Genomic DNA, 16,466 nt, shown 5'->3' with positions numbered 1-16,466 from the left:
CTCGAGAAGGCGCTGGAGCTCTACTGGGGCCTTGCCCGGGAGAAGACCTTTGGCAAGAGCGAGGACCAGATCCGGCGCTGGAAGAACCCGCGCCTGAAGGCGGTGCGCACCTTCGTCGAAATCGTCGGCAACAAGCCCGTCGAAGCGATCACGCGCGACGACATGCTGGACTTCCGCCAGCACTGGCTGGAGCGGATCGAGGCGGGCGAGGTGACACCCAACTCGGCCAACAAGGACCTCATCCATCTCGGCGACGTGCTGAAGACCGTCAACACGATGAAGCGGCTGGGTCTCGCCCTGCCGCTCGGCGAGCTGTCGTTCCGCGAAGGTGAGACGCGGACGCGTCCGCCATTCAGTCCTGAATGGATTAGGAGCCGCCTGCTGGCGCCTGGCGCGCTGTCGGGTCTGAACGCTGAGGCGCGCGGTCTCCTGCTCGGCATGGTCAACACGGGCTACCGGCCCTCCGAAGGCGCAGGTCTCACCGCGAAGACGATCCGGCTCGACGCCGCGGTGCCGCACGTCGCCATCGAGCCCGAGGGCCGCCAGCTGAAGAGCGTCTATGCAAAGCGTGTGATCCCGCTGACAGGTGTTTCGCTGGAGGCGTTCAGGGCCTTCCCGGACGGGTTCCCGCGCTACCGGGAGAGCAGCGCGGGGCTCAGCGCCACAGTCAACAAATACCTCAAGGCCAACGGCCTGCTGGAGACGCCCCAGCACTCGTTCTATTCGCTGCGCCACGCGTTCGAGGACCGGATGCTGGCGGCCGGCATCGACGACCGGATCCGGCGCGACCTGTTCGGCCACCGGCTTGACCGTGAACGCTATGGAAAGGGCGCCTCGCTCGATCATGTCGCGCGGCTGGTCCGCGAGATCGCGCTCTGAGACAGCTGGAGTCGTCATACGTGCGGCGCACGATCCTCGCGCAGCATTGAGAGCGCCGGCTTCGGCAGCAAACGCCGCGCGGATTGAGGGCGACCTCCCGCAAGGTAGCGGGCAAGACGTTCCTCCCGGCTGGCGAGCGCGGCCAGTTCTGCTTCCAGCCGTTCGAGGATCGGCCAGTATTCATCGCCCGACGTCTCGATCAGCCGGGCAACAATCCGGATGGCATTCTCGATACGCTGGGCGCTGACGGGTTGCATGGCGCCGAAGATCGCGCAGACGGCCGCCCACTGACTATCGGAGCGCAGGCCATTTGCTGCAGGCACCTGCAACACCGTGCAAAGCCTGCTGGCGGGTGACGCCTGCGCGGGCCCTCGTCAAGGGCGCGCGGGACGCGCGCCGCGGAGCGGCCCTGCCCTTGACGAGGGCCCGCGCAGGCATGGAGGCTGGTCATGGCCGAATGGCAGGGCCTGCCATTCGGCCTGGAAGCAAATCTGCAGTTGGATTGAGGTGGACTCTCGAGCGATTGCCTGAAGGCGGCTCACCGAGGCTTCGCTTCCTCCGGCTCCGACTGTTCCCAGCGGAGCGACTCCGCCACGAGCGATCGGCGCCGACGCAGCTTCTTTGCGATCTGGTTGATGAAGTAATCAAATCGCCGCTGCCCGAGCGCGTGCGCGGTTTCGCGCTCGCCTTCCGGAATGGGGTCTGTCCGGGTCAGCCAGTAGAGCACGAAATGCCCGGTCGTCTCGACGCCGAGATCAACCGCCCAGAAGAGCCTGTCCATGCGCAGCTCGATCATGCCCATGCGCTCCATGAGGCGTTCCTCCAGCAAACGGTTGCGGCCGGGATCAAGATAACGGCGCAGCGCCTGTTCGAGGATGTCGGTCTTGGTCGTCTTGGCCTCGCGGGCTGCCGACTCGAGCAGGGCGAGGAGCGCGGCGTCGATGCGGAGATTTACGCGGGGTTTCACGGCGCGCTCCGGGGTGCGCAATCCGCGCTAGCAATGAGAGAGTTCGGTCTGGTCATGACGGGGGCTCCGAAGACGACTTCCAATCTGCCGCCGCGGGCCCGGCCTGCCTAGTTGGATTACCGGCAAAGGGCTGCAACAGAGTGCAGGCGCAGCCAACGCCGTGCATGGCGCGGTGCACCGACGCCCCCACACCTGCAACAGGTCCAGGAAAATCCGTACACCCCAAAGGCGTGCAAGCGGCACCGAAAAATCGTTGTGCAGACAGGGCGATACCCAGGGGGTGGCGCCAGGGCTTTTAACTTGCCCTCACGGGTTTGCTGTCTGTCGCTGTCCAACGCTAGCCAAAAAAGACGGGACTAAATTCAGCTATCTGGGGCCCAGATCGCCTCCCCTACCCCGAAGTTTTCGCCGCTTTCACCGCAATTTCCCTGGTCTGCAGTTGGTCGCCAGACCGCCGCATGCCTTTGGCAAGAGACGGCTCTGGAAAGGAAAATGCCACGAACCAAATGGAATTTCTTTCCGCGAGGCTTGATAAAAAGACGTCCTTCTTACGCTGGCCAACAAACTTTAAAACTGCCAATTTTCAATGTGAATTACCAAACTGGCTGATCGTCCTGACCCTGAATACTTCGGCGAACAGAGGCATAAGCAAAGCCCAAGTACTTACTCGCACGAAGCCTGCTGCAGCCGTCAGCAACGACAAATCAGGAGCAGAAAGCAGTCATAGACAGGTCAACTTGTTCGGGCAGGAAATCGCCGATTTCTGCCTCTTGAGATCGTGGGAGGCGAGCTGGAGCCGGCTTCCTTCGGCCCAGCAACAAACTGAGACGCTGAGGCCGCCAAATCAATGGCATCAACAGAGCCACGCTGAAGGGGGTTGCAAGCCTTTGCCGCTTTCGGTCTATTCCAGTCCGTAAACTGAATTGAGAGCCCGAAAAGTCCATGACCACCAAGAATGCGATTTTGACGGTCAGGACCATCGTGAGCTCCTATCGTGAGTTCGAACAGGCCGCCCGGCGATCAGACATTAGCATGGCCCAGTATCGCTTGATGCTTTATCTGCAGAACGGCCCGAAGCGGGCCGGCGAAATCGCGGCTGCAGCTGAGATAGCAAAACCCACGGTGTCTTTGGCGATCAATGGGTTGCGCGAGAAGGGATGGGTGACGACGTCGCCCGACACAGATGGCCGCGCGTCATGCGTCGTCATCACGCCGTCCGGGCGCAAGCGCATGAAATCGTTTGAAGGCGAACTCGGCGCGCTCCTGAAGAAGATGATGGGCGAAGGAGACTTCGAAGCACTTACCGAAGTGCTCGCGGATGCCTACCATGCAATGGGTGCGACGAAGGATGAGCGCCTGAAATCAGTCGAGCGGCAAATGAACGACTGACCCTTGGTCTTCGTGGTTGACAGGGTCTGCCCGGTTTAGTTAGTTCGGCAAAACTAACTGGCAAGCTGATTTCATGGCGCGCGCGTTCGGCACGGTTATCCGCAACGGCAACATTTCAGACGGGACCGGAATGGGCGTGGCGTTATCGAGATGATCACTGACTTTGACGCCCCGGATTTGGATAGCGAGTTCGCGATGATCCGGCGGATCTTCGAGGTCTCTGGCCGGTCGATTGGTACGCGGCGCTCAGCCCACTCGTGCAATCATCGCCCGATCCATCTGACTTTGAAGGAACAAAATCATGCTCCATGAGCCTCGCGCGTTGGATACTCACCTTTGCTGGCGGTGCAAGGACGTTCAGGACCAGCACGCGTGGACCTTGCAACTCACACCCGCAGATCACGCCGAACTCGACAGTGCGCTTCGGCAAGCGAAGGCCAAGTCCAGCGATCTGCTTGATATCGGGCGAGAGGATTTTCCGCTCGATGGTATGGTCGCCAAGCTGGCGCAGATCGAACGCGACCTGATCGACGGGCGGGGATTTGTGCGCATCTCGGCCCTCGACACCCACCGGTACAGCGACGACGAGCTGACCATGCTTTACTGGGGCATCGGCATGCACCTCGGCGAACCCTGGCCCCAGAACAAGCACGGCCACGTAATGGGCGATGTCACTGACCAAGGCAAAAGCCCTGACGATCCAACGGTTCGGGGCAACGAGATTGGATTGATATCCCTCGACTATCACACCGACGGCTCAGACCTTGTGGGGCTTATGTGCCTGCAACCGGCAAAGTCAGGGGGGCTGTCGTGCGTCGCCAACATTGCGGCGATCTACAACACCATGATTGAAAAACGCCCTGATCTGGTCGCGGCGCTCTATCAGGATCTGCCCTGGGATTACCGGGGCGAGGAGCCCCCGGGAGGCAAGCCCTACTATATGCGCAGTATCTTCACCGAGCACGATGGCAGACTGTTCTGCCGCTTCGTGCCGCACTACGTGAAAAGCTCCCAGCGTCATCCCGACGCGCCTCGCCTGTCATCGGAAGTCATCGAAGCCCTCGATATGGTCAGCGCCATGGCGAACGATCCAGACTTCAACGTCTACATGGACCTGCGCCCCGGTGAGATGCAGTTCATCAACAACTATCGTGTGCTCCATGGGCGGACTGCCTACGTTGACGACATCCCCAATGGAATCAAGCGACACCTCAAGCGCCTCTGGCTTGCGACGCGCTACCTCGAAAGCCGCCCGCCGACGTTCGATCGCTCGGTCCAGTCACATTGGAGCAAGAACCGCTCGATCAGTCGTCTTCACACGGCTTCGTAGCGTCGCGGCCGGGCATTCTGGCCGAGCGGTTCGGCCGGAAATGGTGCCGAAGCTTTGCAGCGCGGTTCGGGACGAATGCCTCGCCAGCACCCCTGAGACCGGCGCGCAAAACCCTTTGCTGGTCTTGCAATTTCCTGCCGGGCCGCGGCCTGCTCCGAAACATTCGGGCCAGTGTCGCGTTGCGCAGCGACCGGCAGGGTCGATACACCAGTCCTGTCATTCGGCCGCCACATGCAAACCAGGCCGGACCTCGCCGTTAGCAGTCAGAGGCCATCTTTCGTCGAATGACGGAATGTTAGAGAATTCTCAGCTCAGATGCCGGACCAATCGGATCTCAGGTCACAGAATCCAAGTCTTCTTTCGAAATTCGGCGATCCAAGTTTCTTCTGCGCGCGACATCAAGGCCGTGGTCATGCGCTTTCGGCGCAACGTCCCCTGGCAACGTCTGCGGATGATCTCAAGACTTTTGATCAGCGAGTGCCGTCCACACATCGCAACGCCCACTGCGAATGGCTTCTAGGAAATTTCAATCCACGGCCCGATAATCATCCCTAAGACTTTCGGGAGCTTCAGGGCGCGGCGGGCGGGGCGGAGCCAGACGCATTTCGCCCTTCCATGGCACATCTTCGCGGCATTGCCATGCGTTGACATAAGGCGCCTGATACACCCAGGTCCCATTACGGCGGACGACCAGATCATCTCGCGTGCCCAGACCGAAGACGAAGTTATTGTTATACTCCGTGTTGAATTGCAGGATCTGGTTAAAGCATTTCACACGAACTTCATCAGGTCCGCGCACGAAAAAACGGAAGGTATTGAATAGATGCTGGCGACCGAACCACCATGCGGGCTGTTCGTACCACATCTTCTCGAAGCTGGCGATGATCGCGTCGTGGCCTTGCACACGGCCTAGCCATAGATGATCGAACGAGCCATCCTCGGAAAAACAGGCGCGCATTTCTTGTGCATCGGCAAGATCAAGTGCCCAAGCGTAACGAGCATAAAGGTCGATAATGTCTTGCCGATCCTCGGCAGAGAGTTTGTCGGTCAGTGGCATCCTATTCATTTTTTCTGATCAATCGGTGCGCGTACGGGATCACCGGGGTGCGCCATTGTCATCAAGTCCTGCAGCGTTCCGGCCCATGACCACAGCGGTGCATTCGTCCAGGATTCCCAGATAGTTCTGTGCAGTATCGCGCCCGATCAAGAAGGGATTTGCCATGCCTGGTTCGCGCTTCTGGAGAACCGAGATGCGCAGATTTGATCCATCGACAAACGGATGACTGCTTGTGATGGCATCAACCTTCGCCAACTTCATCTCATGTTGGAAACGTTGTATGGACGCGCGATGGATCGTGCGGTCCGCAACCGATGTCGGCACACCCGTGTTGCCATAGGTTGCCCAGACATGCGGTTTGCCTTGGTCGAAAACAGGCGCAATGTAGGACAGGCCACCACCATCGGCCCTGCGCGGAGTGAAGAAGATTCGGACTGTTGTGCCGCCCAGAGTGATCGTGTCACCTTCCTTGCCGACCATATCGATGACCGGAGATCCGGCCCAGTCGCGCTCCTGGAGGGGGCGCTCCGATTTGGGGCGCGTATCGAGCATCCAGGATGCCACCTGCGGACTGAGGATTGCGTCCCAGTCGGGCTGACTCATCAAAATGCGCGTTCCATATTTCTCCTGAAAATATTTGGCGCCGCCCACATGGTCGGGGCCTGCATGGGTAATCATGATGTATTTGATCTTCGCCGGATCCAGCCCCAGCGCTTTCATGCCGGGAATTGTCACCGTCTCCGGGCTGTTGCCATACATCGAGTCGATCATGATGTAGCCTTCCGGCGTGGTGAGCAGCCAGCTGCCCGTACGTGTCCCGCCAATGTAATAGAGATTGTCGAATACTTGCGTTGGCGGCACTGCCACATTTACCACTTCGGAACCGGCGTCGACCGGCTTGCCGTCGGGGCCAATCTCATGGCACTGCAGGGCTTCTGTGATCTTGAGATAGCGATCGTTACCGGCAAGACCCCGAGCGTTTTCGAGCGCGAGATCGCTCGCCGACGCGTTGGCCGGGAGCGTATTGTCGGCAGCCTGCGAATAATCAACGCTGCCCAGAAGCAACGTGGCTGACAGGACAAAATCGTGCGGTTTCATGTTCATCCTCTGATCCAAAATCCAGCTTCTATTTGGAAGCGCAGCGCTCTGCCGGTCCATTGCCGGGAAGTGCGCACAAGGCGCATTCAGGCGCGGCGCCCTCCAGACGGAACACCGCCTCGTTCAGTTCAGTCAGTTGCCGGACAACATGTCGCCCGGCTCATGGTGTTTTCGTTTTTGCCAGCGCCTGTTCGACAGCGAGGCGTTTTGTTGCTCCGGCACGAAGCACATCCAGCTGCTTTAGCAGGGCTTCAGGATCGACCAACGGGTGCGGCTGGCCCGGCTTTCGAGTTTTCAGGCGTTCTTTGATCTCGGTCAGACCACTGCTGAAGGGGTGCGTGGCCAGATTGACGAGTACCGGATTCTCGGAGGCGCTCACCAAGGCCTTGATGCGATCAACGCTGCTGATATACGCCTCGACCTGTCTGGAGTCTTCGATCGCGTTCAGCCCCAATCCGCCAATAACGATGGCCCGATAAGCCTGGGGGCCATCTTTCACGTCAAGTCCATACGAGACTGTGCCAGCGGTGTGGCCCGGAGTTTCATAGACATAGACTTTCGTATCTCCCAGTGTCAGCACATCGCCATCTTTGACCAAAAGATCCGCAGCCGTAGGCATCGTCCATGCTGTTGGCTGTTCTTGCGAGCTTTGAGCGTTGGCCCGAGCCTCGCTCCAGCCAGTTTTGGTCATGACAATCTTCGCATTGGTCAAAGACTTGATCGTGGAGATACCGCCTGCATGATCGAAGTGGCCATGTGTTACCAGAGCCATTTTGATGTCAGCCGGGTCCAGGCCGAGCAGTTTAATGTTCTGGATGAGTTGGTCTGTATACGGTTCATACAGGGTATCAACCAAAATCAGGCCCTCGCTGGTTTTAATCAGCCATGCCGAGACCCAGCAGATGCCGACGTTGTAAACATTGTCGAATGCCTGGTACGGTTCCGTGATTTGTGATTTTGGGTCGCTGAGCCAAGCCGCCAATTCCGGCGGCATTTTACCTGTGTTACCGAAATCTTCAAAAAGCGCGTTTACAGTTGCCGACGGGCACCCAGTCAGCGGAGCGGTTGTTGCCGCGTGGGGCGCGGAAACAACTGGCGCCGGGGTTCGCGCTTGAGCCGCACAGCCAACGACGAGCGAGGCTGTTCCGAGAAAAGTGAGAGTTTTTTTGAGCAGGTTCATTGTTCTGCGTCCAGCTTTTGTCATTTCCGATAAGATAGAGTTTGTAATTGGCATCGGGTTCAATTGGTCGCGTTCAGCATCGCCGCAATAGGATCGGTAACTACGCAGTTTAAGTGCGACGAGTGTCAGATCCTTGCTCAAACTCGTTTGAGAACGGACTTTCCTCCTACTGACTTCTGCGAAAAAAAGTACTCTGCCGTGGCGCGTAATTATTCGATTTCGAGACTCGATATCGAACAGCGTTGCTTGGCGAGAACGGGGACGTGGTTTCCGGATACCTGCGGATCGACGAGATTGGGGCGGCTTCAGAGATTTCCTTTGCCATCGAGCCAGAGTCCCAGCCCGTTCATCTCATCTCGAAGAGTTCACGGTGGAACCGGTCAGCGGGCAGGCCATTTGCAATCATGGCTTCATACAAGCTGTCGCCGAACTTAGCCGGACCGCAAAACCAGACGTCCGCGCCGCGCCAATCCGGGACCCAAAGGGCGATCTTCGCCAGATCGACAAATCCTTCCAGGCCAGTATCGACCACATGCAGGCGCACGCCCGTAAGGCCGACAGCGCTGTGAACCTCATCGATGAAGCCTTCGTCGGGTGCGCCGGTCGAATAGATCAGATCGACATCCTGTTGCTGACCGGCAATGGCGAGCGCTTCCATCCGGGCGATGAATGGGGTGATGCCAACCCCGCCGGCAATCCAGAGCTGCGAGCCCCTGGTCGATCCGAAGTCAAAGCGGCCATATGGGCCCTCGACCGTGATTGCCTGACCCACTTTGACAAGGGCCGGAAGGCGCCGGGTGTAGTCGCCCAGTCCCTTGATGCTGAATGCGAGCCGGCCTGTTTTGGCCCAGCCTGAGGATATGGTGAAAGGGTGCGCCCGCTCTGCGCCTTCGAATTTCAGAAAGGCAAACTGCCCGGCGGCGTGACCGGGCCAGGCTGTCGTCAGCTTAACTCCGACATCAAGAACTGAGTTGCCTTCGTGGAAATGGAAGTCGGTCACTTCTCCCGTGAACCTTCGCAACTTGCCGATCCTTCCGAAGACCGACAATCCTGCCGCAACTGCGGCGGAAGCGAGAAGTGCGATCATCAGCCATCCGATCGGTGCACTCCAATAGCTGGCCGGGGTCAGTACAACGGCGTGGAAAATCAGGGCAATAAACAGAACCGCCATCAGGCGGTGGGTCTTGAAGAACAGGTGGTAGGGAAACCGGCGCCATAAGGCGAGCGCTGCCAGCACGAGAAGCAGGTAGAACGACCACTCACCGACATCGATCGCCAGGTCACGAAAGCTGGCGAAGGGGCGCGGCTCCGCTCCTGTGCCAGGCGCGCGCAGCCGCGGCTCGAGCCACTCCAGTTCTACGAGCCATTTCGGTGCCTTTTCCACCAACCAGTGAAGCACCGCCATGATGACGGCGGAAATGCCCAGCCATTTGTGGAGGCGATAGAATTTGTCGAGGCCCCCCAATGCGGTTTCAACCTGCACCGGTCTTGCAGCCAACAGGACGGCTACAGCCATGAAAGCAATCGCGAGAATGCCGGTCAAAGGCACAAGCAGTCCCCGGACCGACCAGAAGCCGCCCGAAATCAGCGCCGTGTCTATGCTCATGAGCCATAGTGCGATCACCAATGCGGCTACCGCGATGAATGCCAACTTTATTCGCGTCATCTCGGTCGCCTCCCGGCGCTGCCGCTCCGATTTATAGATGCCGAGCAGCGGCAATCCAAAACGCGGGCAAGCTTTACGCGGCAGGCAGGCGGTCTTGTTGCCAGTGAATTGGCGATAAGGCGCGTGGCAGCCGCGCCTCTACCGGTGATCAGGATGTTATGCACTTACATCTGCTCTCGCACCTGCCTGCAAAGCAGGACGCCGGGGATTGGGGGCTGCGAAAGCTGCAGCTTGCAAGCAATGTCCGCCGGTGCCGGGCGAAGCTCGAAACAGAATGTCCAAGACTGGAACGTTGAGCCTAGCGACTTGGTTCCGTGAAGTTGTCTTTCGTCTGATCAATCCTGCGCAAGTCATGTATCGAAGATGCCGGGGCAATCAACCAAGCCATCCTAATTGGGTCGAATGGGCCAATGTTAGCTCCGATGATCTATCTCGGCATCCGGCAAGGTCGCCTCAGTCCTGCCATTCGGTTCCTTCGCCGGCACAAGGCCGGAGATCGCCGAAATCGGACGCCAGGGTCTTAAAGACGGATGACAGCTTTGGAGGACTCAGGCTTCTTTTTGCGGAGTCGGCTTTGACTTCAAACGGATGAAGTATCGGGGTTCACAGCAAGGGAATGGCCGGCCGGATGGTGAGGCTTGCGCGCATCGAATCATGTTGACCGCTATTTCTAAGGCGATTGTTCAAGTCGCGGTTGGCTCGACCACTTCGGCACGACGGGAAGTCCCGCGATGATCGAGAACAACAAAGCAACGCTACCGCCGCAGATGGCGCCAAAAACAAATTCGATCGCGTCGAGTGAAATCTCCGAATGTCCGAAATAGAAATGCGCAATCAACAAGCTGGTACCGAACCATGCCAAGGGGCCCAAAATCATGCCGCCCAACGTCATCAGCACGATGGAAGAAAGTCGGAGCAACTGGAGCAAGGCAAAGTAGGGCAAGCCAATGACAAGCGAGATCGCATAGCTTGAGCAAACGGACAGTAAGAACACAACCGCCAGCAATTGCCCGCCATTTTCATTGATTGACAAAGGCAACATAAGCAAACCCATTAAAGTCGGCGGAACAATAGGCGATACCGCGTACGCTAGTACGAGACGAGCAGGCCTGATTCCGCGATCTTCACTCACCGGCATTTGCATGTTTCCAGAGTATCTTCAGTGAGTCCTGTCCAGCCGCCATTGATGAAGTCGTCAATAACAGTGTTGGGATTTTGTGCCCATCCCATTCCCTCGCCGAGATTGTGCACCGTTGTTCCGTCCACATAACGGGGCAACGACCGAGGCTGAAGTCGTAGAGTAGTCATCGCTAAAAATGATCGAGTTGAGGACCGGAATCTTGAAACCGGTCAACGGGCCGGGAATATCCCCATTTCTCCAAAACCGGCAATCGCCTCGAAAATGACTACCGGCAAATTAGGGCCAACTCAGTTCCCACCCTCAGATTCCGGGACCGGCAGGGTCGATCCAATCTTGCCGTCCGGCGGACTCATCGCCGCCAAGCCGGACTTCGCCGGTTTCTATTCCGATCCTTCAAGTTCGCCCCGCGCATTCAAGCGCATCAGCCACGGCTTCCAGTAATCCGTGTCCTCAGATCCCGTGTATCCAGCCGCGACGATTGATCCGTCCTCGAGAACGGCAACTCCATTGAGTTCGTCGCGCTTGTCTCCGCCAAACTTCCTTCGCCAGACTTCGTGCCCGGAGGAATCGAGCCGGATCAGCAATCCATCCCAGTTATCTCGCTCGACCCGCGGCCCCGAAAGGGCAAATCCTGCACCGACGACACCGCCGTCCGGAGTAGATGCGACGGCATGGACACCATCGCCCCCGTTCGACTTCAAAGTCCGTGACCAGACCTCCCCGCCGGAGGGATCAAATTGCCGGATCAACGCGTCGCCATTTACAAACCCGCCGACTGTTTCCCCGGAATATCTGTCGGGCGGCCGATACCCCGGCGCGAGAGGCGGTCCGCACGCCTCACCTACTTGTTGACCCTCAGATAGAGACACGATGGCGCAGCGTGCGACAGGCGCTGACGTAGGGCCAGTCGACGTCTCCTGGATGACTTGGATCTCGATCGTGCCATCCAGCCCCAGAAGGCCGATGCGCGCGCGTTCATATGCGCCTATCGGGCCTCCTGGCTGTCTGACGCGAACAGCGTTCTTGACCAGGGGCGTCACGCCATCGACGTATTCCGGAGCATTGAACATCCATTCCATTCGTCCGTCGGCGCTGACCTTCGCCACCAGTGCACGTGTCCCTGAAGAACCTGCCGTCTCGTCCGAACCCGCGACCACAACCGAGCCGTCATCGAGAACCAAGGCATTCGCAGCCACGATGCGGCGGGAAGGATCTGCCAAGATTGCTTGCCAGAGAAGCTCACCGTCCGCGCTGAACCTGGCAACAAAGCTGTTGCTCGCTTGCCGGGCCGCCGTGAACTCCACGTCACGCCATCCGGCGATGGTGATAGTCCCGTCCGGCGATACAGACACGTCCAGTGCTTCGTCCCGATACTCGTCACCCAGAAGACGAGACCAAAGCTGTTGTCCATCGGGGGCGTATCGAGCCAGCCAGGCGTCGCTATGAGGCCCCTCATCGTCTGGCCCCGTTCGCCCCAGAAACCCCGCAACCAGAATGTCGCCGTTCGGGGCGAGGGCGAGCTTATTGATTTCACCGCGCCCTTCGGCGTCAACAATGACCTGCCAGGTTTCTACGGGAGCAGGCTCTTCGGCAAAGCCGGCGGGGATGCCGAGCAATGCGCCCATCATGCACAATGCCAACAGGTGTCGCACCATCAGACCACGTCCCGCCGAGTAGCTGCATTACGACTATAACGGGTACACCTTTCAATCGCAACGACCACCACGTGCCATCTTTGGCGGTTCGCTCCCTTGGGACGGAACGGCCGGATAGGTCCAGACCCGCCCCAACCGTTCAGTATTGTCGGCGGCGTTATCCCCTCCGACTCCTGCCAGTCGAGCCTCTCGGTCACCTTCGCCGCATCATCCCAGTTTGCGAAACTCGAGCCCGTTGCCAAATCTCCGCCCGTAACGGCCGTTGGAGGCGGACCAAGGCTTCGCAAGCATCTCCCTGTCATCAGACGTCGGACCATTCGCTGGTGGTTCAATTGCGCCACACACACGCCGCGTCATCTCAGCCGCCGATTTCATGACCATCCGGCGCGATTTTCCGATGTGTGCCATCACAGCGCGCTCACTGGGCCGGCTTATTCGGACCGCCTGATATTGCATCGAGCGACTGGCAAAAGACCTCCGGCGCCGCATTCTGCTCACATTGCATGCGCCCCATTGACGTCACAAACACGTAAAGAGCGATCAGTGGGAAAATGACGCCGATCGCACGCGTGATCATCATCGAAAGCGAAAACGGTGCACGCTTCGGCGGCGAAACGGCGACGCGGGCGGCGCGTGGGGCCTCGTCAGGTGCGTCTTCCTCTTTGTCGGCAGCGCCGCGCGGCGTGACATGGATACTGACGTTTTGCATGCGCACTCCCGACAACTTGATCCCGGGCGCTTCAAAACTTGTGGGCGTGGGCCCGACAGCCAGCGGCTCACTTCGCACAATCGATTGGACGACCGAAAGGAAGTGCTGGAAGCGCGGATCATCCGCCCCGCCGCTCCAGGCGGCAAGATCGGCAAACTGCACCTCCCCAAACCCAAGCGGTGGCGCCACAAGATCCAACCGGACAGGCGCGAGCACCCGGCGAATGAGGCCCTGACTTGCTTCCTCCATCACCCATTGGCCTTGATCGTGATCGACGCTGGCCTCCGTCCAGATGGCGACTATACACTTAGCCGCGCCGAGCTGTTTTGCGATCTCCGCGCGCCAGGACATCGACGGGGCGATCCCCTCGTCCCACCAGACGTCCAGTCCCGCAGCACGCAGATGAATGATGATCGGTCGTACGCGGTCGCGATCCGTTTTCTTGTAGGAAACGAAGACGTCAGGCATCGGTCAATCCCCGCATCACGGCGTGCGCCTCACGCGCGGCTCGCCACCTCAGTTCAGCGCAGAACCCAATCCTCAACCACACAACACAACGACATGCCAGCCGTTACGCCGATTTCACATTTCAGCGTGCGTCGCGCCTGACACCAGACAAAAAAAGGAAGCTAGGCCGGGCGCTTGCACGTCGCCTGCGTTCGAAGACTCTGAACTCTACCTGTTCCAAACCCGACATTCACCGGAAGAAGGACGACCGGCAGTTTAGGGCCAGGTCGGCGCTGATCGCAGTTTTCGCCGGACGGCAGGGTCGCCTCAGTTCTGGCATTCGGCCTACTCACGACAACCAGGCCGGAGATCGCCGATTCCGGTCACTCTCACATCGAGTACAATGTGCAAACATTAGGAAAGGCTACTCGACCACAACTTCCTCCAGCGTGAGCCCCGTCAGGCCGATGGACCCGATCGTTTCGACGATCTCTTCTGACAGGATAAAGTCCCATTGCACGCCCGTCGTTGCGAGCCGGAAGATCGGAGACGGGCCGATCTTCGATCCGACCAAATGCAATTCGCTGACTTCGAGCCAGATGCCAGACTCACCGTATCGGCCAATCGTCGTCTGCGGGTTCATGGCATCGTAAACTTCGGTCACGAAGGCGAGGATGTGAGTCGGCTCTCCCTCTACCAGAACATCGCTCTGAATGTTGACCCATGGCCTGATGAGCGGAAGCAGAGCCTCGGCGGCCGGATAGTTCATCAGCAAGCCGTCCGTTCCGCAAGGAAGATCAGGAAATATGCTCGCTTTCTTTCCTTCACCTCTTACTCGTTTGTATCGAAATGGGTATTGTCGACCGCTCATGGCAATCGAAACATAGTTTTCCGGTTGTAGCGCAGGTTTGTGAAACACGCCGTAGTGCTCGAGCACCGCAGGCCTTGCGCGCCAGTATCGGGGCCGGGTGTGCATCACCGGTATTTCTCCTTGAAGAAGGGCCGTCAATTTCGTTGGACTTTAAGCGCCAGGGTGCTCCGGAAGACTCATATAGTCGCTTGATTCAGGCAAAAGCCAGTGACCGGTTCGATCCAATCGTGCCGTCGCGCTGTCCCATCGGCACCAGGCTGCAGATCGCCGGAAGGGGACGATCACCCGACCGGGTCTAGAGTGCTTATCGAGGCAAGTTCAAGCCGCGATGCAAGAACCTGGATGAGCACATACGGCGCGCCTGGGCCCTGTTTGGCTGCTAGCTGAAAGCAATATCGGTTCGTCAGTCGGCGTCGTCTGCCGAACCGACGGTCTCGACCGAGTGAACCCAGATGTCCATACCGCCCAACCCGCGATCAGTCTCGCCGACAATACGCACCTGCGTCTGCGGACCTGCTGCAACGCCAGCCCAGATCTCTTCACCGATATCAAGGCGGATTTCTCCTGTTCCGTCGCTGAAGCGGTACGTTTCGGAGCGGATACGCTCTACAATATTGCCTGTAAGCACAACGGCGGTTTCGTCGGGCGCTTTGAGTGCATCGGCCACTTTGTCGACAGGCACGCCACGTCCTTCGGAGGAGTTGAATTGGGCCATCGCTGCCAGAGGCACCGCGATGAAGACGGCCATAAGTATGGTGATCTTATTCATTGGTTGCTCCTTCAAGCAGAGTTTGATGCTGGCAATGTGTTGAAACCAAATTGGTGTCGGTAATCGATAAGAAAAATACTCGATATCTAAAATGATAATAGTTTTAGGCTGTGAAACCCTTTGCTCGCCGCTTTAGGCTCGAACCAGATACCAGCCGCCAATCGGATCGGATCAATTGAGCTGTATCAGTCGATCCTGCAGGTGACCGCTTAGGGCCAAGTCGGTTCCGATCGCAGGGATTGGCATCCGGCAGGGTCACCTCTGTCCTGTCGTTCGGCTGTATCACTGAAGCCAGGCCGGACTTCGCCGATTGTGGACGTTCCCTCCGCGCTTAAAGTGGCGATGGGCCTTTAGCTTCAGTTATCTGCGGACTGATGAGATTGGTGCAGGTCACACGCCTCAGCTTATTCCTGCACAAAATAGCTCTCCTTCTTCTCGCCTAGTCTAACGGGTCCGGAGTATGAAAGCTCAAAATTGACCTCTGCATCGGTGCGGTCCAAGAAGACAGACAAGTTTAGTTGGTTGCCACCGGGAATCGACCAGAAATAGTTTGTCCAGCGCGCATTTTTTCCAGCGTTTCCGGTTGCAGCATTCTTGTCATCGTTGAAATGCGTCACCCTTTTTGGCGAGCGCAACAGAGACCCGTTGACATCAATGGATGAAACTAAATCCAACACAAGCCGAGCACTCTCCTGACCGTAAACCACACAGCGTTTTCCCCCAATCCGCCCTGTTCCTTCACCTGTGAGCGGGTGTACGAGTTCAACCGCCGGGTCGATCCTTTCCGATTCAGCAAAAATCCCCAAACGACTAAGCCTTCTGTCTAGCGCGGAATTCACTCCTGCGGCAGCCAATACGATATAGCATTGGGAACCGTCATCGGGAGCGCATTGAAACCCAATTCGTTCAGCAGGCAGAACACCGCGCATCAAACCATCGAGCGTGCGAGACCCAATTTCGGGCAGTCCTATTTCCTGAATTTCCTGCTGCATCCTGCTGGTGTGGAGAGCACCCTGCAGGCAGACTCGCTCGAACAACTCAAGCGCACCTAACTCTTCATGTATTTCCGCTTGAACCTCGAGCCCACAAGACGTCCACGCTGCAATGAACAAAGCAGTAAGTCGCATTCGCGGAACCTCGCACCTGCTGAAATCGTGCAGATTGTCTTCGCATATGATCGCTTAAGCACCTGGACCAGTATATTCTGGGTACGGTAGCCCTGAAGGTTACTATGAACCCCTGCTGACCATCGTCAACTCGCTCTCAATAGGCAGCTTCCCTGTGCGCGCGAATGGCCGAATAGGGCCA

Annotated in this window: 16 protein-coding genes; 4 read left to right on the top strand and 12 right to left on the bottom strand. The window is 58.3% G+C overall.

The genetic code is table 11. The features are described from left to right. The coding region (locus Q0C17_RS18115) for a tyrosine-type recombinase/integrase (RefSeq protein ID WP_291209361.1) at positions 1-879 on the top strand (879 nt) is incomplete at its 5' end. 14 nt (positions 880-893) lie between these two features. On the opposite strand, the gene Q0C17_RS18110 is transcribed toward Q0C17_RS18115, so the two are convergent. After that, complete coding sequence (locus Q0C17_RS18110) at positions 894-1,202, bottom strand: hypothetical protein (RefSeq protein WP_291209359.1); 309 nt, start codon at positions 1,200-1,202, stop codon at positions 894-896. Positions 1,203-1,417: 215 nt separating this feature from the next. Then, positions 1,418-1,846, bottom strand: a complete 429-nt coding sequence (locus Q0C17_RS18105; protein ID WP_291209357.1) for a ribbon-helix-helix protein, CopG family — start codon at positions 1,844-1,846, stop codon at positions 1,418-1,420. 506 nt (positions 1,847-2,352) lie between these two features. Between Q0C17_RS18105 and Q0C17_RS18100 the strand changes: the two genes are divergently transcribed. From Q0C17_RS18100 to Q0C17_RS18090, 3 genes are all read left to right on the top strand, one after another. Beyond that, positions 2,353-2,763: a hypothetical protein gene (locus Q0C17_RS18100; RefSeq protein WP_291209355.1), complete on the top strand. Its 411-nt coding sequence runs from the start codon at positions 2,353-2,355 to the stop codon at positions 2,761-2,763. Between the two features lie 25 nt (positions 2,764-2,788). Continuing rightward, positions 2,789-3,235 (top strand): MarR family transcriptional regulator, encoded by a 447-nt coding sequence (locus Q0C17_RS18095; protein WP_291209353.1) that lies wholly within the window; start codon positions 2,789-2,791, stop codon positions 3,233-3,235. Positions 3,236-3,536: 301 nt separating this feature from the next. Next, positions 3,537-4,565 carry a TauD/TfdA family dioxygenase gene (locus Q0C17_RS18090; protein WP_291209352.1) on the top strand — a complete coding sequence of 343 codons (1,029 nt, stop codon included), beginning with the start codon at positions 3,537-3,539 and terminating at the stop codon, positions 4,563-4,565. 526 nt (positions 4,566-5,091) lie between these two features. On the opposite strand, the gene Q0C17_RS18085 is transcribed toward Q0C17_RS18090, so the two are convergent. From Q0C17_RS18085 to Q0C17_RS18040, 10 genes are all read right to left on the bottom strand, one after another. Next, the gene (locus tag Q0C17_RS18085; RefSeq protein ID WP_291209350.1) at positions 5,092-5,622 is read right to left on the bottom strand and encodes a nuclear transport factor 2 family protein; all 531 of its coding nucleotides are present in this window, start codon (positions 5,620-5,622) and stop codon (positions 5,092-5,094) included. Between the two features lie 39 nt (positions 5,623-5,661). Further along, positions 5,662-6,720, bottom strand: coding sequence for an MBL fold metallo-hydrolase (locus Q0C17_RS18080; RefSeq protein ID WP_291209348.1), 1,059 nt, complete (start codon positions 6,718-6,720; stop codon positions 5,662-5,664). A 160-nt stretch (positions 6,721-6,880) separates the two neighbouring features. Next, a complete protein-coding gene (gene blaCAR, locus Q0C17_RS18075) occupies positions 6,881-7,900 on the bottom strand; it encodes a CAR family subclass B3 metallo-beta-lactamase (RefSeq protein WP_366914869.1) in 1,020 nt (339 codons plus the stop codon). 346 nt (positions 7,901-8,246) lie between these two features. Then, positions 8,247-9,566 carry a ferric reductase-like transmembrane domain-containing protein gene (locus Q0C17_RS18070; RefSeq protein WP_291209344.1) on the bottom strand — a complete coding sequence of 440 codons (1,320 nt, stop codon included), beginning with the start codon at positions 9,564-9,566 and terminating at the stop codon, positions 8,247-8,249. Positions 9,567-10,236: 670 nt separating this feature from the next. Continuing rightward, the gene (locus Q0C17_RS18065; RefSeq protein ID WP_291209342.1) at positions 10,237-10,704 is read right to left on the bottom strand and encodes a hypothetical protein; all 468 of its coding nucleotides are present in this window, start codon (positions 10,702-10,704) and stop codon (positions 10,237-10,239) included. A gap of 383 nt (positions 10,705-11,087) precedes the next feature. Then, complete coding sequence (locus Q0C17_RS18060) at positions 11,088-12,362, bottom strand: hypothetical protein (RefSeq protein WP_291209340.1); 1,275 nt, start codon at positions 12,360-12,362, stop codon at positions 11,088-11,090. Positions 12,363-12,780: 418 nt separating this feature from the next. After that, the gene (locus Q0C17_RS18055) at positions 12,781-13,539 is read right to left on the bottom strand and encodes a toll/interleukin-1 receptor domain-containing protein (protein ID WP_291209338.1); all 759 of its coding nucleotides are present in this window, start codon (positions 13,537-13,539) and stop codon (positions 12,781-12,783) included. 403 nt (positions 13,540-13,942) lie between these two features. Then, positions 13,943-14,287 carry a hypothetical protein gene (locus Q0C17_RS18050; protein ID WP_291209336.1) on the bottom strand — a complete coding sequence of 115 codons (345 nt, stop codon included), beginning with the start codon at positions 14,285-14,287 and terminating at the stop codon, positions 13,943-13,945. A gap of 505 nt (positions 14,288-14,792) precedes the next feature. After that, positions 14,793-15,158 carry a NirD/YgiW/YdeI family stress tolerance protein gene (locus Q0C17_RS18045; protein ID WP_291209334.1) on the bottom strand — a complete coding sequence of 122 codons (366 nt, stop codon included), beginning with the start codon at positions 15,156-15,158 and terminating at the stop codon, positions 14,793-14,795. A 404-nt stretch (positions 15,159-15,562) separates the two neighbouring features. Beyond that, positions 15,563-16,285, bottom strand: coding sequence for a hypothetical protein (locus Q0C17_RS18040; protein WP_291209332.1), 723 nt, complete (start codon positions 16,283-16,285; stop codon positions 15,563-15,565). Between the last annotated feature and the right edge of the window lie 181 nt (positions 16,286-16,466).

The organism is Hyphomonas sp., assembly GCF_022844445.1.
Lineage (GTDB): Bacteria > Pseudomonadota > Alphaproteobacteria > Caulobacterales > Hyphomonadaceae > Hyphomonas.
Note: the sequence above shows the minus strand (reverse complement) of the source record. Positions and strands in the feature narration are given on the sequence as shown.